This is a genomic window from Pseudomonas kermanshahensis (genome assembly GCF_014269205.2).
Lineage (GTDB): Bacteria > Pseudomonadota > Gammaproteobacteria > Pseudomonadales > Pseudomonadaceae > Aquipseudomonas > Aquipseudomonas kermanshahensis.
In genome coordinates, this window is record NZ_JABWRY020000001.1 from 1,320,928 (window position 1) to 1,345,752 (window position 24,825).

The window sequence follows — 24,825 nt, forward strand, 5'->3', positions numbered from 1 at the left end:
CTTGCCGGCGAAAGGGGCGCAAAGCGCCCCCAGCGGTTTCAGACCAAGGTCTCGATCCGCAGCGTATTAGTCGAACCCGGCTTGCCGAAAGGCACACCGGCGGTGATCAACAGCGTGTCCCCGCGGCTGGCCATGCCTTGCGCCTGGGCAATTTCCAGGGCGGTCGAGCAGATTTCGTCAACCTGACGCAGGCGGTCGTTGACCACCGAATGCACACCCCAGGCCACGCTCAGGCGGCGCGCTGTGTTCAGGTTCGGCGTCAGGTTGAGGATCGGCGCCCGTGGTCGCTCGCGCGCGGCACGCAGCGTCGAGGCGCCCGACTCGCTGTAGTTGACCAGCACCGCCACCGGCAGAATGCCGCTGATACGGCGGATCGCGCAGCTGATGGCGTCCGATACGGTGGCTTCGGCTTTGGGCCGGCCAACGTCGAGCTGGGCCTGGTAGTCGGGGCCGTTTTCCACTTGGCGGATGATCTTGCTCATCATCTGCACGGCTTCCAACGGGTAGTCACCCGACGCAGTCTCGGCCGACAGCATCACCGCATCAGCACCCTCGGCCACAGCGTTAGCCACGTCGGTGACCTCGGCGCGGGTGGGCGCAGGCGAGAAGCGCATGGATTCGAGCATCTGCGTGGCCACCACCACCGGTTTACCCAGCTGGCGGCAGGTGCCGATGATGCGCTTCTGGATCTGCGGCACGCTTTCGGCGGGTACTTCCACGCCCAGGTCACCGCGGGCCACCATGATCGCGTCTGCCAGTTCGGCGATTGCCTGCAGCTGTTCGACCGCCGAGGGCTTCTCGATCTTGGCCATCAGGTAAGCACGGTCGCCAATCAGCTGGCGCGCCTCGACGATGTCTTCAGGGCGCTGCACGAACGACAGGGCCACCCAGTCCACGCCCAGCTCCAGGCCGAAGGCCAGGTCGCGGCGGTCCTTCTCGGTGAGCGGGGAGAGGTCGAGCACCGCTTGCGGCACGTTGACGCCCTTGCGGTCGGACAACTCACCGCCGTTCAGCACGGTCGTGTCGATGGCGTCGTCGTGCTTGGCGGTCACGCGCAGGCGCAACTTGCCGTCATCGAGCAGCAGGTCCATGCCGGGTTCCAGCGCAGCGATGATCTCTGGGTGCGGCAGGTTGACCCGGCGGCTATCGCCCGGTGCCTTGTCCAAGTCCAGGCGCAGTGCCTGGCCACGTTGCAGTTGCACCTTGCCTTCAGCAAAACGGCCCACGCGCAGCTTTGGCCCTTGCAGGTCCATGAGGATGCCCAGCGGGTAGTTCAATTGCTGCTCGACTTCGCGGATCCACTGGTAGCGCAGGGCATGGTCGGCGTGCTCGCCGTGGCTGAAATTGAGGCGGAAGATGTTCACCCCGGCTTCGACCAGTTGGCGGATGTCGTCGATGCCGTTGATCGCAGGGCCGAGGGTGGCGAGGATTTTGACTTTTTTATCAGGCGTCATGATTGCGGAGTCTCGAGGATCAGAATGGCGCGGAAGTCGTTGACGTTGGTGCGTGTCGGCTCGGTGACGATCAACGCATCGAGCGCGGCGAAGTAGCCGTAGCCGTTGTTGTTGTCCAGCTCGTCACTGGCCGACAGGCCCAAGGCTTCGGCGCGGGCATAACTGCAAGGGGTCATGAAGGCGCCAGCGTTTTCTTCGGAGCCATCGATGCCGTCGGTGTCACCGGCCAGCGCGTACACGCCCGGCAGGCCCTTGAGGTTTTCGGTGAGGCTGAGCAGGAACTCGGCATTGCGCCCGCCGCGGCCGTTGCCGCGTACGGTGACGGTGGTTTCGCCACCCGACAGGATCACGCACGGTGCCTTGAGGGGCTGGCCGTGCAGAACGATCTGCCGGGCAATGCCAGCATGCACCTTCGCCACTTCACGCGACTCGCCTTCCAGGTCGCCCAGAATCAGCGGGCTGAAGCCAGCCTGGCGCGCTTTGACGGCGGCGGCTTCCAGCGACTGCTGGGGCTTGGCGATCAGTTGGAAATGGCTGCGGGCCAGAGCCGGGTCATCGGCCTTGACGGTTTCCGAGGCTGGGTTGTTGAGCCAGTCGATGACGGCCTTTGGCGCTTCGATGTTGTACCGCTTGAGGATGGCCAAGGCGTCGGCGCGGGTGCTTGGGTCGGCGACGGTGGGGCCGGAGGCGATGACCGTGGCCAGGTCGCCCGGTACATCGGAAATGGCATAGGTGTAGACCGTGGCCGGCCAGCAGGCCTTGGCCAGGCGGCCACCCTTGATCGCCGAGAGGTGCTTGCGCACGCAGTTCATCTCGCCGATGGTGGCGCCGGACTTGAGCAGCGCCTTGTTGATGTGTTGCTTGTCGGCCAGGGTCAGGCCCTCGGCGGGCAGTGCCAGCAGTGCCGAACCACCGCCAGAGAGCAGGAAGATGACACGGTCGTCTTCGTTCAGGTTGCTGACCAGCTCCAGCACGCGCTTGGCCACGGCCAAGCCGGCGGCATCAGGGACCGGGTGAGCGGCTTCGACCACCTCGATTTTCTGGCAGTTGGCGCCGTGGCCGTAACGGGTGACGACGAGGCCGGACACTTCGCCCTGCCAGCTTTTCTCGACCACTTCGGCCATGGCGGCTGCGGCCTTGCCGGCGCCGATGACGATGACCCGGCCGCTACGGTCGGCGGGCAGGTAGGGTTCGAGGACTTGGCGCGGGTGGGCGGCGGCGATGGCTGTGTCGAACAGCTCGCGAAGAATTTTTTGCGGATCGACCGACATGGCAGGCTCCCAAATTATTGTTGTTCTGCAGAATCGAAAACGCCCCTGGAACTGCCTCCGTGCAGGCCGAACCAGGGGCGGGTGTTGCTCGGTGTTGGGTCAGAGACCCTGGGGGCGCTTTGCGCCCCTTTCGCGACACAAGGCCGCTCCTACCTGAGACCGCGATCCCTGTAGAGCGGCCTTGCGTCGCGAAAGGGCTGCAAAGCAGCCCCCAAATTCAGCTTACTTGTCGTCGCGGATCGAGAAGTTGGCCATGTGCTCCAGGCCTTTGATCAGCGCCGAGTGGTCCCAGTTGCCGCCACCCAGGGCCTGGCAGGTGTTGAACACTTGCTGGGCGTTGGAGGTGTTGGGCAGGTTGATGCCCAGTTCCTTGGCGCCTTGCAGGGCCAGGTTCAGGTCCTTCTGGTGCAGGTTGATGCGGAAGCCTGGGTCGAAGGTGCCTTTGATCATGCGCTCGGCGTGCACTTCGAGGATTTTCGACGAAGCGAAGCCACCCATCAGTGCTTCACGAACCTTGGCTGGGTCGGCGCCGTTCTTGGCGGCGAACAGCAGGGCTTCGGCAACCGCCTGGATGTTCAGCGCAACGATGATCTGGTTGGCCACCTTGGCGGTCTGGCCGTCGCCGTTGCCACCCACGCGGGTGATGTTCTTGCCCATGGCTTCGAACAGCGGCAGGGCGCGCTCGAAGGCCTTCGGGCAGCCACCGACCATGATGCTCAGGGTCGCGGCCTTGGCGCCGACTTCACCGCCGGACACCGGGGCGTCCAGGTAGGCGGCGCCGGTGGCTTTGATCTTCTCGGCGAAGGCTTTGGTAGCGGTCGGCGAGATCGAGCTCATGTCGATCACGACCTTGTTCGGGCCGACACCTTCGGCCACGCCGTTCTCACCGAACAGGACGGCTTCCACCTGCGGGGTGTCGGGGACCATGACGATGATGAATTCAGCTTCCTGGGCCACTTCTTTCGGGTTGGCCAGGGCCACCGCGCCAGCGGCGATCAGGTCGGCCGGGGCGGCGTCGTGGTGGGTGGAAACGAACAGGCTGTGACCTGCTTTTTGCAGGTTCTGAGCCATGGGCTTGCCCATGATGCCGGTGCCGATAAAGCCGATTTTAGCCATGATAAATGTGCCTCTTTATAGTTGTTGATACCTAATCGCGGGGCTGCCACAAAACCCTGTGGGAGCGGGCTTGCCCCGCGAATGCGGTCGGTCAGGCAATGGAGGTGTCTTTGCGGGCGCTTTCGCGGGACAAGCCCGCTCCCACATGGGTCTTCAGCCAGCCCAGGCCCGCTTCAGTGGTGGTCAGCGGCTTGTACTCTGCGCCCACCCAACCCTGGTAGCCGATGCGGTCCAGGTGCTCGAACAGGAAGCGGTAGTTGATCTCGCCGGTGCCTGGCTCGTTGCGGCCTGGGTTGTCGGCCAGTTGGATGTGGTTGATCAGTTTCAGGTTGGCTTCCATCGTGCGAGCCAGGTCACCTTCCATGATCTGCATGTGGTAGATGTCGTACTGCAGGAACAGGTTGTCGCTGCCGACTTCGGCCTGGATTTCCAAGGCTTGCTTCGTGGTATTCAGGTAGAAGCCTGGGATGTCGCGGGTGTTGATCATTTCCATGACCAGGCGGATGCCGGCGGCTTTCAGTTTTTCGGCGGCAAACTTCAGGTTGTCGACGAAGGTCTTGCGCACGTCGGCGCATTGCAGGCCTTGCGGGCGGATGCCGGCCAGGGCGTTGACCTGGGTGTTGCCAAGGACCTTGGCGTATTCGATGGCCTTGTCGACACCGGCGCGGAACTCTTCAACGCGGTCGGGGTGGCAGGTGATGCCACGCTCGCCTTTGGCCCAGTCGCCGGCCGGCAGGTTGAACAGCACCTGGGTCAGGCCGTGCGCATCGAGCTGCTGCTTGATTTCAGCGGCGCTGAAATCGTACGGGAAGAGGTATTCGACGCCGCTGAAACCAGCATCGGCGGCGGCCTTGAAGCGGGCCAGGAAGTCCTGTTCGGTGAACAGCATGGACAGGTTGGCAGCGAAGCGAGGCATGAGTTGTCTCCTTGCGATGAAGGCCCCCAGGGCATGCCTGGGGGCGTCAGGCGATCAGTCCAGCATCGAGATGGCGGTTGGCGCGTCGTTACCGACCAGGGCCAGGTCTTCGAACTCGTTGACCGCGTTGATCTCGGTGCCCATGGAAATGTTGGTCACACGCTCGAGAATCACTTCAACCACCACCGGCACGCGGAACTCTTCGGCCATCTTCTGCGCCTTGAGCAGGGCAGGGGCGATCTCGCCTGGCTCGAATACGCGGATGGCCTTGCAGCCCAGGCCTTCGACCACGGCGACGTGATCGACACCGTAGCTGGCGGCGTCGCTGGAGTTGATGTTCTCGAACGCCAGTTGTACACAGTAATCCATGTCGAAGCCACGCTGCGCCTGACGGATCAGGCCGAGGTAGGCGTTGTTCACCAGCACGTGGACGTACGGCAGGTTGAACTGCGCGCCGACTGCCAGCTCTTCGATCATGAACTGGAAGTCATAGTCACCCGACAGGGCGACCACTTTGCGCGATGGGTCGGCCTTGACCACGCCCAGTGCGGCAGGGATGGTCCAGCCCAGCGGGCCGGCCTGGCCGCAGTTGATCCAGTGACGTGGCTTGTACACGTGCAGGAACTGCGCGCCGGCGATCTGCGACAGGCCGATGGTGCTGACGTAGGTGGTGTCCTTGCCGAACACCTGGTTCATCTCTTCATACACGCGCTGCGGCTTGACCGGCACGTTGTCGAAGTGGGTCTTGCGCTGCAGGGTGGCCTTGCGCTCCTGGCAGTCTTCCAGCCAGGCCTTGCGGCACTTGAGCTTGCCAGCGGCTTTCCACTCGCGGGCCACTTCGAGGAACACATCCAGCGCCTTGCCAGCGTCCGACACGATACCCAGGTCTGGGGTGAATACGCGGCCGATCTGGGTCGGTTCGATGTCCACATGCACGAACTTGCGGCCTTCGGTGTAGACGTCGACGGAGCCGGTGTGGCGGTTGGCCCAACGGTTACCGATGCCGAACACCAGGTCGGATTTGAGCAGGGTGGCGTTGCCGTAGCGGTGCGACGTCTGCAGGCCGACCATGCCGACCATCAGGGCGTGGTCGTCCGGGATGGTGCCCCAGCCCATCAGGGTCGGGATGACCGGTACACCGGTCAGTTCAGCGAACTCGACCAGCTTGTCGCTGGCGTCGGCGTTGATGATGCCGCCGCCTGCAACCAGCAGTGGGCGCTCGGCGTCATTAAGCATTGCCAGGGCTTTTTCGGCCTGTACGCGGGTGGCGGATGGCTTGTTGACGGCCAGCGGCTCGTAGGCGTCGATGTCGAATTCGATTTCAGCCATCTGCACGTCGAACGGCAGGTCGATCAGCACAGGGCCTGGGCGGCCGGTGCGCATTTCATAGAAGGCCTTCTGGAACGCGTAAGGCACTTGGCCTGGCTCCAGCACGGTGGTCGCCCACTTGGTCACCGGCTTGACGATGCTGGTGATGTCGACGGCCTGGAAGTCTTCTTTGTGCAGGCGTGCACGCGGGGCCTGGCCAGTGATGCAGAGAATTGGGATGGAGTCGGCCGACGCACTGTACAGGCCGGTGACCATGTCGGTGCCGGCAGGGCCGGAAGTGCCGATGCACACGCCGATGTTGCCTGGGTTGGCACGGGTGTAGCCCTCGGCCATGTGCGAGGCACCTTCAACGTGGCGAGCGAGGACGTGATCGATGCCACCGACTTTTTTCAGGGCCGAGTACAGCGGGTTGATGGCAGCCCCTGGGATGCCGAACGCGGTATCTACACCTTCACGGCGCATGACCAGAACGGCTGCATCGATTGCTCTCATTTTGCTCATGGGTTGTGCCTCATCGATTTTGTAATTGTATACAACTTGCTGTGCGACAGAGTGTATTCACGCCTGTGGGCTTAGGTCAATGGATTTTCATCGGGGAGAATGGCTTTCGTCGGAGCGCCCGTGAAAACGGCGTTCTGTCGGATCGAGTACGATCGTTTTAAAATATTGTATACAAAAATATCTTCTGTTGTGTTCTATTTGCGCTATTGGTTTTCAACTGCCCTTAGGGCTTCTCACAACAAGAAGAGGACCTTTTCATGAACGTTCTGAACCTGAAAGTCGCGGTAAGCCTGGTCAATGCTGCGCTGGCGGCAGGCCGCCAGATCAACGCTGCGCCGTTGACTGTGGCGGTGCTGGATGCGGGCGGGCACTTGCTGGCGCTGCAGCGCGAGGATGGCGCTAGCCTGATTCGGCCGGAAGTGGCCACCGGTAAGGCCTGGGGGGCAATTGCCCTGGGCAAGGGCTCACGCTTGTTGGCGCTGGATGCGCAGCAACGGCCGGCGTTTTTTGCCGCGTTGAATGGGCTGGGGGAGCGGCCGGTGGTGCCGGCACCGGGGGGTGTGCTGATTCGTGATCAGGACGGCAAGGTGCTGGGTGCGGTGGGGATCAGCGGGGATACGTCGGATATCGACGAGCAATGCGCAATCAGTGCGATCGAGGAAGTTGGGTTGAAGGCGGATGCGGGGGTGGCTGCGTAAGGCTTTAGATTGCTGGGGCCGCTTTACGGCCCAATCGCGACGCAAGGCCGCTCCTACAAGGGACCGCGTAACCCCTGTAGGAGCGGCCTTGTGTCGCGATGGGCTGCAAGGCAGCCCCACTGGCCCTGTCAGGCCGCCTCAGGCTCACAGCCCTTGAGCACCAGCCGAATGATGGTCTCGGCCGCCGCGTCATAATCACTCTCGGCCAGCTTGGCCTTGCCCGTCACCGCCGAAATCTGCCAATCGAAATCGGCATAGGTCTGGGTCGCCGCCCAGATGCTGAACATCAGGTGATGCGCATCCACATTGGCGATCTGCCCGCGCTCGATCCAGCCCTGGATGCACTCGATATTGTGCCGTGCCTGCTCGTTGAGCTGCTCCACCTGGTTGGGCGACAAATGCGGCGCACCGTGCATGATCTCACTGGCAAACACCTTGGAGGCATGCGGCAAATCGCGGGAAATGCGGATTTTCGAGCGAATGTAGGCACTCAGCACTTCTTTAGGGTCACCGTCAGCATTGAACGGCGTCGAGGCCTGCATGATCGGCGCGATGATGCTCTCCAAGACCTCGCGGTAGAGGTTGTCCTTGGATTTGAAGTAGTAATACACGTTCGGCTTGGGCAGGCCGGCCTTGGCCGCGATATCGCTGGTCTTGGTGGCGGCGAAGCCCTTGTCGGCGAATTCCTCGCTGGCCGCGCGCAGGATCAATTCCTTGTTGCGCTCGCGAATGGTGCTCATTGTCAGGGATCTTCCTCGTGTCTGGCCACCTCTAAGAGGGATCGGGCATGTTAGCACCGCGGCTGAAGGGCGCTCAAGGCAGCGACTTTCGGCTAGACTCCGGCACATTCATTTCACGGGAAACAGGCACATGGCAGGAAGCAGTCTACTGGTACTGATCGACGATATCGCCACGGTACTCGACGACGTGTCGTTGATGACCAAGGTCGCGGCGAAAAAGACGGCCGGCGTGCTGGGGGACGATTTGGCGCTCAATGCCCAGCAGGTGACCGGCGTGCGCGCCGAGCGCGAGATCCCCGTGGTCTGGGCGGTGGCCAAGGGCTCGTTCGTCAACAAGGCGATCCTTGTGCCGGCGGCGTTGCTGATCAGCGCCTTCATCCCGTGGGCGGTGACGCCGTTGCTGATGGTCGGTGGCGCGTACCTGTGCTACGAGGGGTTCGAGAAGCTGGCGCACAAGTTCTTGCACAGCAAGGAAGAGGACAGCGCGCAGCATGAGGCCCGCAAGGAGGCCGTGGCCGACGCCACTGTCGACCTGGTCGCCTACGAGAAGGCCAAGATCAAGGGTGCGGTGCGCACCGACTTCATCCTGTCGGCCGAGATCATTGCCATCACCTTGGGGATCGTGGCGGATTCGCCGCTGCCCCAGCAGATCATCGTGCTGTCGGGCATCGCCGTGGTCATGACGGTTGGCGTTTACGGGCTGGTGGGCGGCATCGTCAAACTCGATGACCTGGGCCTGTGGATGACCCAGAAAGCATCCAAATTATCCCAGGCGGTCGGTAACGGCATCCTGCGCGCCGCGCCTTACATGATGAAGAGCCTGTCGGTGATCGGGACTGCGGCAATGTTTTTGGTCGGCGGCGGGATTCTGGTGCATGGCATCGCGCCCCTGCATCATGCGATCGAGGCGTTCAGTGAAGGGCGCGGTGGGGCGCTGACCGGGGCGCTGCTCAATGGGGGCGTGGGGATTGTCGCGGGGGCCGTGGTGCTTGCCGTCGTCGCTGTGGCGGGCAAGTTGTGGCGGGCGGTAAAGCCAGCTACCTGATGTGTGTGGCCGGGGCAAAGCCCCGGATCGCCAGCAAGCCGGCCCCACAGATACCCCGCCTAACTCAGGCGTGGCGCCATCTCTGTAGGAGCCGGCTTGTCGGCGATGGGCTGCAGAGCAGCCTCACGATCAGAAGTGTACTTTTACCAAGAAGCTCGCCGTGTTTTGGTCAGTGGTAAAGGCATCGGAATCCTTGATGCCGTATTTGTTCTTCCAGTAATCGTATTCAAAACCGACATACAGTTGCTTCTCACCCAGGTGCAACGCCTTGCCCAGGTCATATTTGACCTGTGGGTTGAAGTGCAGGTTGGCTTGGTAGGTGCCGCGACGGTTCTCGTCGTTGTCCACGACCCAGTCCATGAAGCCGTCGATGAGGATGTCGGACGAGCCCACTGGAATGGTGTAGGACCAGACCGGGGTAATCTGCCAGACGTTGTCGCCCGCGCGGCTGCCGTCGGTGGTGCGCTGGTAGAAGTTCAGCTGGAAGTAGTCGAAGCCTGGGATGTCCAGGTCGAAGCCCGGGCCGATCAGGTAGGACTCGGTATCACCCTCGCCGAACTCGTAGGTCATCGCCAGCAGCACGTCCTTGACCGGGCCGAACGCCAGCTTCTGGTCGAAGATCTTGCCAAACGACAGGCGTGGGCTGATTTCACCGTAGTAGGTGTTGGGGCCGTTACCCGCGTCTTTCTTGCCTTGGTAGAAGATCTTGTCGACGAAAATGAAGTTGTCGCCGTACTTCCAGCCATCGGCGTGCTCGAAGGTCACGGTTTGCTGGATCTCGGGGTTGACCTTGAAGTTCTTGCCCCACAGGTAGGTGAGGCTGTTGTTCTGCCACTGCAGCAGGTCGCCGCCGAAGGTGGTGCCGCAGGCCAGCAGGCCGCCGGCGAGGATCAGGCTGTTGATGGTACGCATTGCGAGTGTCGCTCCCTTGATTGATCTGTTGTCAGCGCTCGGTGTTGGCGCTGTTTTTGTCTTTTGAGTCAGCTTTTTTCGATAGGCCACAGCTGTTTGGCAAGAGCTGAGCCAACTTTTCCGGGCTGGCACAACCTTCCTGCTCGACTTCGTTCTGAACGGATGAAAAGGGTCTTTCAGGCTGGCAACACGTTGGCCAACCGCCCGTATTCATTGACTGAGCGGTCAGTAAACGCAGGCAGAATCCGTTCTGCCCTGATCGAGGGGGCGCGCAGATTACTGGCTTGCGCGCCGGTCCTCAAGTGCTCCGTCCTGGAGCGGTGTGAATCAAACTTGTGCGTTTGGTCAGGTTATTAGAAATGGACTTTGATCAAGGCGCTTGCAACGCTCTGGTTACTGTCCACATTGCCACGGCTGTCGATGCCGTATTTGTCCTTCCAGTAGCTGTATTCAAAGCCCACGTACAACTGCTTGGCACCCAGGTTCAGCGCCTTGCCCAGGTCGTACTTGACCTGCGGGTTGAACTGCAAGTTGGCGTGGTAGGTGCCACGGCGGGTCTGGTCGTTGTCCACGACCCAGTCCATGTAGCCGTCGATGAGGATGTCGGACCTGCCCACGGGAATGGTGTACGACCAGGCCGGGGTGATCTGCCAGACGTTGTCGCCGGGGCGGCTGCCCTCGGTGTTGCGCACGTAGAAGTTCAAGGTGAAGTAGTTGAAGCCGGGGACGGCCAGGTCGAAGCCGGGGCCGATCAGGTAAGCCTCGTTGTCGCCTTCGCCACGCTCGTAGGTCATGGCGATGAGCACGTCTTTGATCGGGCCGAATTCGAATTTATGGCCGGTCATCTTGCCAAGCGACAGGCGTGGGCTGAACTCACCGTAGTAGGTGGTCACGCCTTTGCTGCGGTCGGCCTTGCCGTTGTAGAAAATCTTGTCGACGAACATGAAGGTGTCGCCGTACTTCCATTTGTTGGCGTGCTCGAACGTGATGGTCTGCTGAATATCAGGGTTGACCTTGAAGTCCTTGCCGTACAGGTAGCTCAGGCTTTCGCCGTGCCATTGCAGCCATTCGCCTGCATGCGAGGGGAGGGTGGCCAGCAGGCTGCTGCCCAATAACAGGGACGTGGTGATGCGCTTCATGTCGTGATTCCCGGACTTATTGTTTTTGTTGGCGGTTTTTTTAGCGCGCAGGGGCGCCCCGAGCGGCCCATTCCGGCGGGCCGACGGTGTAGCGGTTACTGCGGGTGTGAGTCAGGGGCGGCCATTGCGCCGCCCCCTCTGGCTCAGTGCTGGTGACAGGCGTCGTTATGCGCCGCGCGGTCGGCACCCCCGAGGATGTTGAACAGCACGTTCAACACCAGGGCGCTGACCGTGGCCATGGCGATGCCACTGTGGGTGATCGGTTCCATCCACTGCGGCATCTGTGCGAAGAACTCCGGGCGTACCACGGGGATCAGCCCGAAACCGACACTCACCGCAACCAGCAGCTGGTTGCGACGGTCGCCGATGTCTGCTTCTTGAAGGATTTTGATCCCGGTGGCGGTGACCATGCCGAACATGGCGATGGACGCGCCGCCCAGTACCGCAGGCGGGATCGAAGCAATCAGGAAGGCCGCCTTGGGCAGCAGGCTGAGCAGGATCAACAGCGCGCCGGCCACCACGGTGACGTAGCGGCAGCGTACCCCGGTCATCTGCACCAGGCCGATGTTCTGGGCGAACGAGGAGTGGGTGAAGGTGTTGAAGAAGCCCGCGACAAACGACGCGCCGGCATCGCACAGCAGGCCGCGACGCAGCATGCCAGGCGTGACTTCACGATCGGTCACCTTGCCCAGGGCGAGGAACATGCCCGTGGACTCGACGAAGATGATCACCACCACCAGGCACATCGACAGGATCGGTGCCAGGCTGAAGGTCGGCATGCCGAAGTGCAGTGGGGTGACCACTTGCAGCCACGGTGCGTCTTTCAGGCCGGTCAGGTCGACCATGCCGATGGAGCCGGCCAGGATGTAACCCAGGCCCATGCCGACCAACACCGAAACGTTGACCCAAAAGCCACGCATGAAGCGATTGATAAGCAGGATCACGGCCAGTACCAGGCCTGCGACCATCAGGTAGATGGGCGAGCCGAAGGCTTCTGCCTCATGGCCGCCACCGGCCCAGTTGACCGCGACCGGGAACAGCGACAGGCCGATCGAGGTGATGACGGTACCGGTAACCAGGGGCGGGAAGAAGCGTACGACCTTGGACATGAACGGCGCGATCAGCATGCCGAAGAACCCGGCGGCGATGGTCGCGCCGAAGATCCCCTGCAGGCCGACGCCGGGCATGCCGGCCATGGCCACCATGCTGCCGACGGCAGCGAAGCTGGCGCCCATCATCACGGGCATGCGGATGCCCACCGGGCCGATACCGAACGACTGGATGATGGTGGCGACGCCTGCGACCAGCAGGTCGGCGTTGATCAGGAAGGCGACTTCTTCACGGGACAATCCGGCGGCTTGGCCAATGATCAAAGGCACGGCAATCGCGCCTCCGTACATCAACAGCACATGTTGCAGGCCTACCAGGATCAGTTGGAACAGGGGCAGAGGCTGACGCGGCGGCGCAACGGGAATGTACGCCTTGCGTGACTCGGACATGCAGCACCTCGAGTTTTGTTTTTATTCTCGGATCCAAGCGCCAGGCTGCAGGCCTGGGCGCTCGATGCTTGCTAGTTGCGTATTGCCTTGAAACAGAGGCCGGACAGGCCGGCCTCTTCGCGGGTAAACCCGCTCCCACCGGGAGCGGTGTGTGCCCGATGGGTCAGTTGACCGGGGCGCCTTTGGCGATCCAGTCACCGACGAGCTTGCGCTCTTCGGTGGTCATCTGGGTGATGTTGCCCAGCGGCATGATCTGGCTGGCGACCGCTTGCGCCTGGATGCGCGCGGCTTGGGCCTGGATCTGCTGCGGGGTGTCGAACATCACGCCGGCAGGGGCGGCGCTGAACAGTGGGCTGGTCGGCTTGGACGAGTGGCACACGGTGCAGCGTTCCTGGATGACATTGTGGATCTTGTCGAAGCTGTCGCCGCTTGCCTGGGCAGTGGCTGGCGCCGGTGCCGCAGGGGCTTCGGCGGGCTTGCTGGCCTCCTCGGCGCGCAGCTCGGCAGCCGTCTTGCCGCCGACGGCGGTGGCGGGCAGCGGCTGGTACTCGATCTTCGCGGCTGCTTGCTCTGGGCTGACGGCCATCGGCTTGGGGCCGGTGACGTAGGCCAGGCAGATCATCGCCAGGGCGCCGACGGGCAGGGTCCAGGCGTACTTGCTGCTGTCATGACGGGTGTTGAAGTAGTGACGGATCAATACCGCCGCCACTGCAATGCCGGCCAGGATCAGCCAGTTGTACTGGCTACCGTAGGTGCTCGGGAAGTGGTTGCTGATCATGATGAACAGCACCGGCAGGGTGAAGTAGTTGTTGTGACGCGAACGCAGCAGGCCTTTGGCCGGCAGGCGTGGGTCAGGCGTGGTGTTGTTCTCGATCGCTGCCACCAGCTGGCGCTGGGCCGGCATGATGATGCGGAACACGTTGCCGACCATGATGGTGCCGATGATCGCGCCGGTGTGCAGGTATGCGCCACGGCCGCTGAATACCAGGCTGAAGCCCCAGCACGCAGCGATGATCAGCACGAACAGCACGCCACCCAGCAATGCCGGGCGCTTGCCCAGCGGCGAGTCGCAGAGCAGGTCGTAGATGAACCAACCGGCCACCAGCGAACCGATACCAATGGCCACGCCCTCGGCACCGCTCAGGGTGCTGCCAGGGGCCAGCAGGTACAGGGTCGGGTTCCAGTAGAACACCACGCACAGCAAGGCGATACCGGACATCCAGGTGAAGTAGGCTTCCCATTTGAACCAGTGCAGGTTCTCGGGCATTTTCGGGGGTGCCAGCTTGTACTTTTCAAGGTGGTAGATACCACCGCCGTGGATGGCCCAAAGGTCACCCGACAGCCCGTCACGCGGATTGCTCCGGTTCAGGTTGTTTTCCAGCCAGACGAAGTAGAACGATGCACCGATCCAGGCGACACCGGTGATCATGTGAACCCAGCGAATGCTCAGGTTCAGCCATTCGTGAAGGTGTGCTTCCACAGTATGTACCTCTGCCGATCACCTTACGATGATCGACCTTTTCTTATTGGTGGGGATTGAGGATCAGCATCTGTTCCTCGGTGAAGTAATGCTCATCGCAGTTGTTGCCAGAACCACTGCGATCAACCACCAGGAAATCATCCCGCTTTTCGATCGTAAGCACCGGGTGGTGCCAAACGCCGCGATGGTAATTGATGCCCTGCCTGCCGTTACTGCGGAAGGCGCGGACCAAGCCTGATACAGGTGCATCGCCAACGGGCGCGACCACGATCAGAAAGGGGTTGCCGAGCAGCGGGATGAAAGCCTGGCTGCCCAGCGGATGGCGTTCCAGCATGCGTACGGTCAGCGGCATGTCCAGCGCGTCGGCGCGGAAGATGCTGATGATCGCTTTGTCTTCAGGCTCGGCGGTTTCGACCGTGGCGAGCTTGTGAAAGCGCATGGTCGAGCCGTTGTTGATCATGAAGTGGTCGCTGCCATCGGTTTCGATCACGTCACCGAAGGGGGCGAAGGCTTCTTTGGTCAGGGGCTCGATCATCAGGGTGCGCATGCGGTTATCTCTTCTATTGTTCGTTTTCTGAATGAGGTTCGGCTGTTGCTTACAGCTGCAGCAGACGGAACAGGGCGATCAGGTTGATCTGCGCCAGGGCTTCCTTGAATTCGGCATCCGCGTCGTTGTGGATGCGTTTCTCGAAAGCGGCGAGAATCTGGTGCCGGTTGCTGCCCTTCACGGCCATGATGAAGGGGAACTGGAACTTGGCCTTGTAGGCGTCGTTGAGTTCGGTGAAACGGGCGAACTCTTCGGCGGTGCACTGGTGGATACCGGCGCCGGCCTGCTCGTTGGTGCTCGATTCGGTCAGCTCGCCCTGGATGGCGGCTTTGCCGGCCAGGTCCGGGTGAGCGTTGATCAGCGCCAGCTGGTCGGCGTGGTTGGCGCTGAGCAGGATGTCGCTCATGCGCTGGTGCAGCACTTCGATCTCGTCCAGCTCGCTCAGGTTGCCCAGGCCATAGGCTTTTTCAGCGACCCACGGCGAGTGCTCGTAGATGTCGGCAAAGGCGGCGACGAAGGCGTCGCGGCCCAGGGTCGATGGCGTGAGGGTCTTGAAAGCGGTCATCAGGCGTTCTCTTTCTTGTACGGGTGGGTGGTGTGCCAGTGGCGGGCGATGTCCGCGCGACGGGCGAACCAGACCTGGTCATGGCTCTTGGCGTAGTCGACGAAGCGCTTGAGCGCGGCCAGGCGCGCCGGGCGGCCGACCAGCCGGCAGTGCAGGCCGATGGAGAGCATCTTCGGCGCTTCGGCGCCTTCGGCGTACAGCACATCGAAGGCGTCCTTGAGGTACTGGAAGAACTGCTCGCCGCAGTTGAAGCCTTGTACCTGGGTGAAGCGCATGTCGTTGGTGTCCAGGGTGTAGGGGATCACCAGGTGCGGCTTGCCGGTGGGGTTGTTCGGCTCCCAGTAGGGCAGGTCGTCGTCGTAGGTGTCGCTGTCATAGAGGAAACCACCTTCCTCCATCACCAGGCGGCGGGTATTCGGGCCGGTGCGGCCGGTGTACCAGCCCACAGGGCGCTCGCCGGTCAGTTCGGTGAGGATGCGGATGGCTTCGAGCATGTGCTCGCGCTCTTGGGCCTCGTCCATGTTCTGGTAGTCGATCCAGCGGTAGCCGTGGCTGCAGATCTCGTGGCCGGCTTCGACCATGGCGCGGATCACATCCGGGTGGCGCTGGGCGGCCATGGCCACGGCGAACACGGTCAGCGGAACGCCGCTGTCCTTGAACAGCTTGAGCAGGCGCCACACGCCAGCACGGCTGCCATACTCGTACAGCGACTCCATGCTCATGTTGCGTTGGCCCTGCAACGGCTGGGCGGCGACCATCTCGGACAGGAAGGCTTCGGACTCTTTGTCACCGTGCAGGATGTTGCGCTCGCCACCTTCTTCGTAATTGAGGACGAAAGACAGGGCAATGCGGGCGTTGCCCGGCCATTGCGGGTGAGGTGGGTTGTTGCCGTAACCGATCAGGTCGCGAGGATAGTCAGCGCTCACTGCAGTCTTCCTTCTTGTGTGTTAGTGCGGGGTGGGCGGGCCGCGTCGGTATGTCGCACCACCGGATGGGCTGATTGTATACAACTTCTGAAATCTTTTGTAAGCCTGTTTTTCCGCATTTCTTCCCTTTTGTCGCCTGAGAATCCCTTGCAATAAACCTGCCTGATTGGTCAGCTAATGACGTTGCCCTCGGCACGGTGCCTGTATTTGCGACTGTTGGCGGGTTTGCCTGGGCCGCGACGGATGGGTTCAAAAAATTGTGTACAATTTGGCGATGGAATGTCTTAATAACGTCATTCCCGCACATCGCAGGCCGGTTGGCGTGATGATGGCCGTGTATTTTTTGCCCACAGATTGAACAAGAGGCGACAAGCAATGGGACGTTTGACCACACACGTACTGGATGCCGCGCATGGCTGCCCGGGCAGCTCGATCAAGGTCGAGTTGTACCGTGTCGAAGGCCAACAGCTGGAGCTGGTGAACACCGCCCTGACCAACAGCGATGGCCGTGTTGATGCGCCGTTGCTGGAGGGTGACGATTACCGCACGGGCGTTTACCAGTTGCAGTTCAGCGCTGGCGATTACTACCGCGCTCGCGGTGTGCAACTGCCGGCCCAGGCGTTTTTGGATGTTGTCGTGCTGCGCTTTGGCATCGACGAGAAACAGGAGCATTACCACGTGCCGCTGCTGATCTCGCCGTACAGCTATTCGACCTATCGCGGAAGCTAGTTGGTCGCTAGAAGAATCTTCGTAGGTCCTTTGGCCCGCTCTCACACTGGCGGGCTTTTTTTCGTCTGGTGTATTTAATTTCTCAGGTGGAATCAACCGCGCGACTGATATTTTTGTCAGTAGATTCTTGCAGGTGCGTTAGGGATGATCGGGTTTTCCGTCGCACTTGAGGATGTGGTCTGATGGACACAAGAAATGCGTATTCGCCCTATGGTTACCGAAGCGACAAAACGGCGACGGCCGGAGCATTAGGCTTCAATGGTCAGTTTTTTCATGCTGCGCTGGAGTGCTATGCACTGGGAAATGGGCACCGGATATACAACCCTCGCATGATGCGATTTATCAGCCCAGATGCCTTAAGCCCTTTCCTCAAAGGCGGCATCAACGCTTATACTTACTGCCTGAACGACCCTGTCAATGGGCTGGATCCCAGTGGGAAAACGGCTTTATTTAAGACCGCAGTTCAGGGGGCTGATCGTTTAGCGACTCTGGCAGCCAGCTATCTTAAGTTTTCTGTTCGGGACGGGATGTTCACGAATCTTCAGCACTGGCTTCTTGGCGATGAGATGTCGTACGCGAAGCTAGCAGTAAAGGCAAGCTACATCACCTATCGCGAGATGGAGAGCAAAGCCAGCTTCTCCCAGCTCAATCCGTCAAAAGCACACAAGTTCGTATTCACGACTGAGCGAAAAGTCGTGGTTTTCAGCGGTCCGGTAGGCGGAACTATGCCGAGTCATGCCAGTCTCGGAGAATATTCAGGGCTGGGTTACGGCACAAAAGGTCTTGGCGAGAAAGCTATCAGCGCCGGTTATATCATTAGAGACAAAGAGGGTAATATATCTATTAATAATCATTCTGGCCACTTTCAGCCTGATTTAGAAAGCCTGAACCTCGTGAAGGAACATCTGAATAAGCTCGGAGTCGACGTAACACTCATACGTACTGGGTTCTCCACGTAATCCCGAGAAACCAATCAGTGCCCCTCGGGGGCTGAATTTTTGTGGAGTTTCCAGCCATCTACGGAGAGGAATTCTGCGATGGCAACGCGTTACGAACTCTCGGATGATGCTTGGGCTGTGTTTGCTGATCTCTTCAGCGAAAGCCGTGGCCGGGGGCGCCTGAATGACCGGTTGAAGTTCGATGGCATGCTCGGGTGCAATGCTCGGTTGCTGCCTGGCGAGAAATGCCGGGTCGCTTTGGTCCATGGCTATAACAGGGGCTACAATGCCGAAGCGCTATGCCGCTACTTCGACCAATATCGAATGTAACCGGTCATTCCGCTGTGCTCGATGAGCGCAAAGGCTGGCTAAAAGAAAACCGCCGGATCGTGATACGCGTCGACAAACTCGCGAAATCTTTGCTGCTATGGTCCCGCTGGATAGTTCCATGCGGTGTTTGCGACATCTCTTTTCGTAAAGAGACTAGAAGAATCTTCTATGGTCCTTCGGCCTGCTCTCACAACTGGCAGGCTTTTTTATTGCCGTACGTCGCCGACTGGAACCCTGAAAATCGCTCCCGATTTGTTGGCTATGTGATCCAGAGCTCCTGAAATCAATGTAGCGCTGGCATTGAACAAGAACCCGGTCGCCGCTGCCGGATCTCCGGTCTGCGCAAGTTGCAGCGCCCAGCCGACGGTGCTATGTAAATGCAGGGTGGTGTTGCTGTCCTCTGACCACGTTCCTTCTGTGTAGTAAGCGGCTTGTGTTGCTGAAAGTGCGCCATCACCGTGTGATCCCAGATTTTCGTTCACCTGGTTCACCGCGTTGTTGAAAGGTTTGTCAGCCTTGTTCGCGTTTCTCCAGAGGTTATATCGGTGCTCCGGGAAATTTTCAGGCGGTATCGGTCCGCGAGTGAGTGCTCGCTTGCTGGTCGTGATGACTTCACTGATGAAGTCACGGCCCTTTATTGCTCCCCCGACAATCCCTCCTCCTGCCAGCAGTTCAATAGCGGTTTTGAGCGGTAGGGAGATTCTGCCGCTCGGGTCTGTACGATTGACCGGGTCTGATTCGCAGTACGCATAGCTGTTCAACCCACCTTTGTCGAAAGGGCTAAACTTGTCGGGGCTAAAGAATCTCATCAGGATCGGGCTGTACATACGATGGCCGTTACCCAGTGGATAAAGGCCGGTAAGCCCATCTTGAAACTCGCCATTGAAGGCCAATAGGCTTTGACCAGACGTGCTTTGGCCAAATGGGGTATAGATACGTTTGTGCACTGAGCTGTCTCCAGCGGTTGCGCTAACGGTGTAGTTGTAACTTTGTATCAAATATCAATTTTCCGCGCACCTGGCAAAAATATCAGGGTGGGGCGGTTAATGTGTGTTGAAGAACATGACGAAGGGCGCCGAGGCGCCCTTTGCCAGTGTTGTGAAGGTCAGAGGAACACAAACTTGGCAATGAAAATCGCACACAGCACCCACAGGCTGGCCGAGATTTCCTTGTACTTGCCAGTCCCCGCCTTCAGCGCCACATAGGTAATGAACCCCAAGGCAATACCGTCCGCGACCGAGAAGGTCAGCGGCATCATGATCACCGTGACGATCGCTGGAATGCTGTCGGTGGCTTCGTCCCAGTGGATGTGGGCCATGCTGCCCATCATCAGCATCGCTACATAGATCAACGCACCGGCAGTGGCATAGGCAGGAATCATCCCCGCCAGCGGCGCGAAGAACATCGCGGCGACGAACAGAAGGCCGACCACGACGGCAGTCAGGCCCGTACGCCCACCCGCCGCAACCCCCGCAGCACTTTCCACGTAGCTGGTCACTGGCGGTACGCCGACCACGGCACCGAACACGCTAGAAGCACTGTCGGCCTTCAACGCCCGCGACAGGTTTTCGATGCGGCCATCCGCTGCCACCAGGTTGGCGCGTTGCGCCACGCCCATCAGGGTGCCGGCGGTGTCGAACATGTGCACGAACAGGAACGCCAGCACCACGCTGATCATGCTGACGTTGAACACGCCGGCCACGTCCATCGCCATCCAGGTCGGTGCCAGGCTCGGCGGCATCGACATCACCCCGCCAAATTTCACCAGGCCCAGGCCCCAGCCGGCCAGGGTGACGCCGATGATGCTGATCAGGATCGCGCCGAACACCCGCTTGTAACTGAGGATGGCAATCGACAGGAAGCACACCGCCGCCAGCAGTGGGCCGGGTTCATGCAGCGAACCGAGCTTGATCAGCGTGGCCGGGCTGTCGACGATGATGCCTGCAGTCTTGAGGCCGATCAGCCCGAGAAACAATCCGACGCCGGCCCCCATTGCATGGCGCAGGCTCACCGGGATGCTGTTGAGCAGCCATTCGCGCACTTTTGACAAGGTCAGGAACATGAACAGCACACCCGAGACGAACACCGCGCCCAGTGCCGTTTCCCAGTTGTAGCCCATGGTGCCGACCACGGTGTAGGTGAAGAACGCATTCAGGCCCATGCCGGGCGCCAGGCCCACCGGCCAATTGGCGTACAGGCCCATCAGCAGGCAGCCCAGCGCGGCGGCGATGCAGGTGGCGACGAACGCCGCGCCGTGGTCGATGCCGGCGTCAGCCATGATGTTGGGGTTGACGAAGATGATGTACGCCATGGTGATAAAGGTGGTCACCCCGGCGATCATTTCGGTTTTGACAGTGCTGCCATGTTGCTTGAGTTTGAAAATCCGCTCCAGCCAGCTCGTTTCGAGCGGTGGGGCGAGATCCAGCGTAGGGGCTTCGGATTTGCGGCTTTCCACAGCGGGTACTCCTCAAGTCTTTCTTGTTGTTTTGGAGCCATTGTCCTGCGCTTGCACTTGGCGGCTCCGCGAGGGAAGGCAGACGTCTGACCGTTTTGTTGACTTATGGGTCAGGAAGTTGCACGGTGGATTATGCTTTTGTGTACAAAGAAAGCAAATAATGTTTTATCTTTTGTGTGCGCAATGCGCAGTACAACGGCTATATAGGTAAAAGGCCACCTGCAGAAACGGCTCAGCCTGTGTACAATGGCGCCATACTTTCCTTCGTGCCTCGAGAGCCCATGAACGAACAGCTGCAACCTCTGAAAAAACCTGTGCGCGCTGGCAAGGCCGGGCGCAGCGGTACCCAGGACGACATCGTCTACGCGCATATTTTCGAGGCGATCCTCGAACAGCGTCTGGCGCCGGGCACCAAGTTGAGCGAGGAAGCGCTGGGCGAGATCTTTGGTGTCAGCCGTACCATCATCCGTCGCGCCCTGTCGCGCCTGGCCCACGAAAGCGTGGTGCTGCTGCGGCCCAACCGCGGTGCGGTGGTGGCCAGCCCGACGGTGGAAGAGGCACGCCAAGTGTTCTTCTCGCGGCGCATGGTCGAACGCGCCATCACCGAACTGGCCGTACAGCACGCTACCCTCGAACAGCTCAACGAGCTGCGTCAGATGGTGCGTGAGGAGCGTGACAGCTTCTCCCGTGGTGACCGCGGCGCGGGCATCCGCCTGTCTGGCGAATTCCACCTGAAGCTGGCCGAGGCGGCGGGTAATGCGCCGTTGGTCAGTTTCCAGCGCAGCCTGGTGTCGCAGACCTCGCTGATCATTGCCCAGTACGAAAGCGGCAACCGCTCGCATTGCTCGTACGACGAGCACATGCAGCTGATCGATGCCATCGAAGCGCGTGACGCCGAGCAGGCGGTGAGCCTGATGATGCATCACATGGACCACATCGACAGCAAGCTGAACCTGGACGAAGAAAGTGCCTCGGACGATCTGCATGCGGTGTTTTCGCATCTGTTGAAAAAGCCTAAGGTTGCTGCCAAGGGTTGATCGTTTGCTTGTATGAACGAGGGGGCCGCTTCGCGCCCCATTCGCAGCACAAGGCTGCTCCTACAGGGGTTACGCGATCCTTTGTAGGAGCAGCCTTGTGCTGCGAATGGGGCGCGAAGCGGCCCCTGGTCGTTACTGGCCATAAACCAAACGTCTGCTAAATTCTTGTGAGCAAACCTTCATCAAGCAGTTGGGCTTGCGCATTCGTTGCGTTCAACTTCTTGAGGAAAGGGTTCATGAGCATGTCCCTCGGTACACGCATGGGGGCCGAACTGATCGGCACCTTCTGGCTGGTCCTCGGTGGCTGTGGCAGTGCGGTAATCGCAGCCAGTTCCCCGCTCGGCATCGGCGTTCTCGGTGTCGCCTTCGCGTTCGGCCTCACTGTCCTGACCATGGCGTTCGCCATCGGTCACATCTCTGGCTGTCATCTCAACCCCGCCGTGTCGTTCGGGCTGGTGGTGGGCGGGCGCTTCCCCGCCAAAGAGCTACTGCCTTACGTTATCGCCCAGGTGATCGGCGCCATCCTTGCGGCAGCGGTGATCTATTTCATCGCCAGTGGCAAGGCCGGTTTCGAGCTGTCGTCGGGGTTGGCGTCGAACGGCTACGCCGATCATTCGCCCGGCGGCTATTCGCTGGGGGCGGGGTTTGTCAGTGAGGTGGTGATGACGGCGATGTTCCTGGTGGTGATCATGGGGGCCACCGATGCCCGCGCCCCGGCAGGCTTTGCGCCGATTGCCATCGGCCTGGCCCTGACCCTGATCCACCTGATCTCGATCCCGGTGACCAATACCTCGGTCAACCCCGCGCGTAGCACGGGGCCGGCACTGTTCGTCGGTGGTTGGGCCCTGCAGCAGCTGTGGCTGTTCTGGCTGGCGCCGCTGATCGGGGCAGCGATCGGCGGCGCGTTGTACCGGGGCCTGGCGAAAGAGCCTTAGCGCTGGTGCACGCAACGCCCAGCGGCGTAGGTTTCGCGCACAGTGCGGTCATCGCCCAGTGTGGTGAGCACGAACAAGGTCTCTTCGATGCTGTTGGACTGCTGAATACGGTAGTCCAACAGCGGCGTGGCCTTGTAGTCGAGCACCACGAAGTCGGCATCGTTGCCGGCGCGCAGGCTACCAATGCGGTCGTCCAGGCGCAGTGCGCGGGCGCCGCCGAGGGTGGCCAGGTACAGCGACTTGTACGGGTGCAGGCGTGCGCCCTGCAGTTGCATGACCTTGTACGCCTCGTTCAGTGTGTTGAGCAGCGAGAAGCTGGTGCCGGCGCCCACGTCGGTGCCCAGGCCAACGTTGACCTTGAAGCGCTCGGCCTGGGGCAGGTTGAACAAACCGCTGCCCAGGAACAGGTTGGAGGTCGGGCAGAAGGCCACGGCCGAGCCGGTTTCGGCCAGGCGCTGGCACTCGTCGTCGCACAGGTGCACGCCGTGGGCGAACACCGAGCGCTCACCCAGCAGCTCGAAGTGGTCATAGACGTCCAGGTAGCCTTTCTGCTCGGGGAACAGCGACTTGACCCAGTCGATCTCCTTGAGGTTCTCCGACAAGTGCGTGTGCAGGTACACGCCCGGGTGCTCCTTGAGCAATTGGCCGGCCAGGGTCAGTTGCGCTGGGGTGCTGGTCGGTGCGAAACGCGGGGTGACTGCATAGTGCAGGCGGCCCTTGCCGTGCCAGCGCTCGATCAGTGCCTTGCTTTCGGTGTAACCAGACTCGGCCGTGTCAGTCAGGTAATCAGGGGCATTGCGGTCCATCATCACCTTGCCGGCGATCATCCGCAGGTCGAGCCGTTCGGCTTCTTCGAACAGGGCGTTGACCGACTCCGGGTGCACGCTGCCGAACACCAGGGCCGTGGTGGTGCCGTTGCGCAGCAGTTCCTTGAGGAAGATTTTCGCGACCTGGTCGGCGTGGCCCTTGTCGGCGAACTGTTTTTCGCACGGGAAGGTGTAGGTGTTGAGCCAGTCCAGCAGCTGTTCGCCGTAGGAGCCGATCATGCCGGTCTGTGGGAAGTGAATATGGGTATCGATGAAGCCCGGGGTGATCAGGGCATCCTGGTAATGCACCACGTCGATACCGGCATCCAGGGTCGGCAGCAGCTCGCTGGCGTGGCCGATGGCGCTGATGCGGCCATCGTCGACCACCAGCAGGCCGTCTTCGTAGTATTCATGGGAGGCCTCCAGGCCGACCTCGGCCGGGTCGGCGATGCTGTGCAGGATGGCGGCACGGTAGGCTTTGCGGGTTGCGGTCATAAAGCGCTCGTCAAATGGCTTGGCTGCGCCGGGAGGGCGGCAGCAACTGGGCAATGGGGCCGGCGTTGGCGGCAGCGTCATGCTGGCCGAAGCAGGCGTTGTAGGTGGCAATGATTTCCGCGGCGATGGACACGGCGATCTCGATCGGCAGCTTGCCCTTGACCTCGGCAATGCCCATCGGGCAGCGCATGCGGGCCATGACGGCAGCGTCGTAGCCGCGCTCGCGCAGGCGGTGCTCGAACTTGGCCCGTTTGGTCTTCGAGCCGATCAGGCCGAACCAGGTGAAATCGTTGCGCTTGAGAATGGCGGCGGTCAGTTCTAGGTCGAGCTGGTGGTTATGGGTCATGACGATGCAATAGCAACCGGCTGGCAGCTCGGCCACTTCATCGACCGGCTCCTCGTTGACCACTTTGGTCACCCCAGGGGGGATGAGCTCGGGGAATTCCTGTTCGCGCGAATCGATCCAGCGCACCCGGCAGGGCAGCGCGGCGAGCAAGGGTACCAGAGCACGGCCGACATGGCCCGCACCGAACACCGCGATCTGCGCCTGCACCGCGGCCATCGGTTCGAACAGCAGCACGGTGACGCCGCCGCAGCACTGGCCGAGGCTGGCACCGAGGCTGAAGCGCTCCAGGTGCGGGGTGGTGCGTTGTGCTTCGAGCATCTGCCGGGCGATGTGCAGGGCCTTGTATTCCAGGTGGCCGCCGCCGATGGTGTCGAACAGCGCGGTGGCACTGACGACCATTTTCGAGCCGGCGTTGCGCGGGGTAGAGCCGCGTTCCTCGATGATGGTGACCAGTACGCAGGGTTCGCCACGGGACTGGTGGTCGGCGAGGGCGTTGATCCATTGGTGCATGATTCAACCTCTCTTGAAGGCTGACATTGTCCTTGTGGGAGCGGGCTTGCCCCGCGAATGCGGCAGTGGCCACACCCTCGTATTCGCGGGGCAAGCCCGCTCCCAC

General features: G+C 61.1%; 23 protein-coding genes and 1 pseudogene. 7 read left to right on the forward strand and 17 right to left on the reverse strand.

Annotation, left to right across the window (positions count from 1 at the left end; genetic code table 11):
- Window positions 1-38: 38 nt before the first annotated feature.
- The 5 genes from pyk to gcl form a co-directional block, all read right to left on the reverse strand.
- On the reverse strand, window positions 39-1,454 hold the full coding sequence (gene pyk / locus HU764_RS06160; protein WP_186704044.1) for a pyruvate kinase: 1,416 nt from the start codon (window positions 1,452-1,454) through the stop codon (window positions 39-41).
- Window positions 1,451-2,725 carry a glycerate kinase type-2 family protein gene (locus HU764_RS06165; protein ID WP_027592971.1) on the reverse strand — a complete coding sequence of 425 codons (1,275 nt, stop codon included), beginning with the start codon at window positions 2,723-2,725 and terminating at the stop codon, window positions 1,451-1,453. Before HU764_RS06165 ends, pyk begins: the two co-directional genes overlap by 4 nt.
- A gap of 222 nt (window positions 2,726-2,947) precedes the next feature.
- Entirely contained in the window at window positions 2,948-3,841 is an 894-nt protein-coding gene (locus HU764_RS06170) for a 2-hydroxy-3-oxopropionate reductase (protein ID WP_099428674.1), read from the reverse strand.
- 91 nt (window positions 3,842-3,932) lie between these two features.
- Window positions 3,933-4,757, reverse strand: a complete 825-nt coding sequence (gene hyi, locus HU764_RS06175) for a hydroxypyruvate isomerase (RefSeq protein WP_186704045.1) — start codon at window positions 4,755-4,757, stop codon at window positions 3,933-3,935.
- A 54-nt stretch (window positions 4,758-4,811) separates the two neighbouring features.
- Window positions 4,812-6,587, reverse strand: coding sequence for a glyoxylate carboligase (gene gcl / locus HU764_RS06180; protein ID WP_027592968.1), 1,776 nt, complete (start codon window positions 6,585-6,587; stop codon window positions 4,812-4,814).
- A gap of 257 nt (window positions 6,588-6,844) precedes the next feature.
- Here gcl and HU764_RS06185 point away from each other — a divergent pair, with 257 nt between their 5' ends.
- Entirely contained in the window at window positions 6,845-7,285 is a 441-nt protein-coding gene (locus HU764_RS06185; RefSeq protein WP_099428677.1) for a GlcG/HbpS family heme-binding protein, read from the forward strand.
- A 128-nt stretch (window positions 7,286-7,413) separates the two neighbouring features.
- On the opposite strand, the gene HU764_RS06190 is transcribed toward HU764_RS06185, so the two are convergent.
- The gene (locus HU764_RS06190; RefSeq protein ID WP_099428678.1) at window positions 7,414-8,025 is read right to left on the reverse strand and encodes a TetR/AcrR family transcriptional regulator; all 612 of its coding nucleotides are present in this window, start codon (window positions 8,023-8,025) and stop codon (window positions 7,414-7,416) included.
- A gap of 130 nt (window positions 8,026-8,155) precedes the next feature.
- Here HU764_RS06190 and HU764_RS06195 point away from each other — a divergent pair, with 130 nt between their 5' ends.
- A complete protein-coding gene (locus HU764_RS06195; protein ID WP_186704046.1) occupies window positions 8,156-9,070 on the forward strand; it encodes a DUF808 domain-containing protein in 915 nt (304 codons plus the stop codon).
- A 129-nt stretch (window positions 9,071-9,199) separates the two neighbouring features.
- Here the strand turns inward: HU764_RS06195 and HU764_RS06200 are convergent, their stop codons facing one another.
- From HU764_RS06200 to puuE, 7 genes are all read right to left on the reverse strand, one after another.
- Window positions 9,200-9,982, reverse strand: coding sequence for an outer membrane protein OmpK (locus tag HU764_RS06200; protein ID WP_027592962.1), 783 nt, complete (start codon window positions 9,980-9,982; stop codon window positions 9,200-9,202).
- A gap of 353 nt (window positions 9,983-10,335) precedes the next feature.
- Window positions 10,336-11,121 carry an outer membrane protein OmpK gene (locus HU764_RS06205; protein ID WP_085272528.1) on the reverse strand — a complete coding sequence of 262 codons (786 nt, stop codon included), beginning with the start codon at window positions 11,119-11,121 and terminating at the stop codon, window positions 10,336-10,338.
- 143 nt (window positions 11,122-11,264) lie between these two features.
- Window positions 11,265-12,620 (reverse strand): nucleobase:cation symporter-2 family protein, encoded by a 1,356-nt coding sequence (locus tag HU764_RS06210; protein ID WP_027592960.1) that lies wholly within the window; start codon window positions 12,618-12,620, stop codon window positions 11,265-11,267.
- 163 nt (window positions 12,621-12,783) lie between these two features.
- Entirely contained in the window at window positions 12,784-14,100 is a 1,317-nt protein-coding gene (locus HU764_RS06215) for a urate hydroxylase PuuD (RefSeq protein ID WP_027592959.1), read from the reverse strand.
- 43 nt (window positions 14,101-14,143) lie between these two features.
- Window positions 14,144-14,647, reverse strand: a complete 504-nt coding sequence (locus HU764_RS06220) for an ureidoglycolate lyase (protein WP_027592958.1) — start codon at window positions 14,645-14,647, stop codon at window positions 14,144-14,146.
- Window positions 14,648-14,696: 49 nt separating this feature from the next.
- Window positions 14,697-15,212, reverse strand: coding sequence for a 2-oxo-4-hydroxy-4-carboxy-5-ureidoimidazoline decarboxylase (gene uraD, locus HU764_RS06225; RefSeq protein ID WP_027592957.1), 516 nt, complete (start codon window positions 15,210-15,212; stop codon window positions 14,697-14,699).
- Window positions 15,212-16,138, reverse strand: a complete 927-nt coding sequence (gene puuE / locus HU764_RS06230; RefSeq protein WP_027592956.1) for an allantoinase PuuE — start codon at window positions 16,136-16,138, stop codon at window positions 15,212-15,214. Before puuE ends, uraD begins: the two co-directional genes overlap by 1 nt.
- 375 nt (window positions 16,139-16,513) lie before the next feature.
- On the opposite strand from puuE, the gene uraH reads away from it, so the two are divergent.
- The 3 genes and pseudogenes from uraH to HU764_RS27575 form a co-directional block, all read left to right on the forward strand.
- On the forward strand, window positions 16,514-16,867 hold the full coding sequence (gene uraH / locus HU764_RS06235; RefSeq protein WP_186704047.1) for a hydroxyisourate hydrolase: 354 nt from the start codon (window positions 16,514-16,516) through the stop codon (window positions 16,865-16,867).
- Between the two features lie 182 nt (window positions 16,868-17,049).
- The gene (locus tag HU764_RS06240) at window positions 17,050-17,826 is read left to right on the forward strand and encodes an RHS repeat-associated core domain-containing protein (protein WP_186704048.1); all 777 of its coding nucleotides are present in this window, start codon (window positions 17,050-17,052) and stop codon (window positions 17,824-17,826) included.
- 252 nt (window positions 17,827-18,078) lie between these two features.
- A pseudogene (locus HU764_RS27575) lies at window positions 18,079-18,283 on the forward strand (IS5/IS1182 family transposase); the annotation flags it as partial.
- Between the two features lie 58 nt (window positions 18,284-18,341).
- On the opposite strand, the gene HU764_RS27925 reads toward HU764_RS27575, so the two are convergent.
- Complete coding sequence (locus HU764_RS27925; protein ID WP_338109062.1) at window positions 18,342-19,082, reverse strand: RHS repeat-associated core domain-containing protein; 741 nt, start codon at window positions 19,080-19,082, stop codon at window positions 18,342-18,344.
- A 158-nt stretch (window positions 19,083-19,240) separates the two neighbouring features.
- Window positions 19,241-20,590, reverse strand: a complete 1,350-nt coding sequence (locus tag HU764_RS06255; protein ID WP_186704050.1) for an NCS2 family permease — start codon at window positions 20,588-20,590, stop codon at window positions 19,241-19,243.
- A gap of 281 nt (window positions 20,591-20,871) precedes the next feature.
- On the opposite strand from HU764_RS06255, the gene HU764_RS06260 reads away from it, so the two are divergent.
- A complete protein-coding gene (locus tag HU764_RS06260; RefSeq protein ID WP_027592953.1) occupies window positions 20,872-21,627 on the forward strand; it encodes a GntR family transcriptional regulator in 756 nt (251 codons plus the stop codon).
- Window positions 21,628-21,863: 236 nt separating this feature from the next.
- Window positions 21,864-22,562 carry an aquaporin Z gene (aqpZ, locus tag HU764_RS06265; protein ID WP_027592952.1) on the forward strand — a complete coding sequence of 233 codons (699 nt, stop codon included), beginning with the start codon at window positions 21,864-21,866 and terminating at the stop codon, window positions 22,560-22,562.
- Here the strand turns inward: aqpZ and guaD are convergent.
- Window positions 22,559-23,863, reverse strand: coding sequence for a guanine deaminase (gene guaD, locus HU764_RS06270; protein ID WP_027592951.1), 1,305 nt, complete (start codon window positions 23,861-23,863; stop codon window positions 22,559-22,561). The two genes, aqpZ and guaD, sit on opposite strands and share 4 nt — an antisense overlap.
- 10 nt (window positions 23,864-23,873) lie before the next feature.
- On the reverse strand, window positions 23,874-24,719 hold the full coding sequence (gene xdhC, locus HU764_RS06275) for a xanthine dehydrogenase accessory protein XdhC (RefSeq protein ID WP_085272530.1): 846 nt from the start codon (window positions 24,717-24,719) through the stop codon (window positions 23,874-23,876).
- Window positions 24,720-24,825 lie beyond the last annotated feature (106 nt).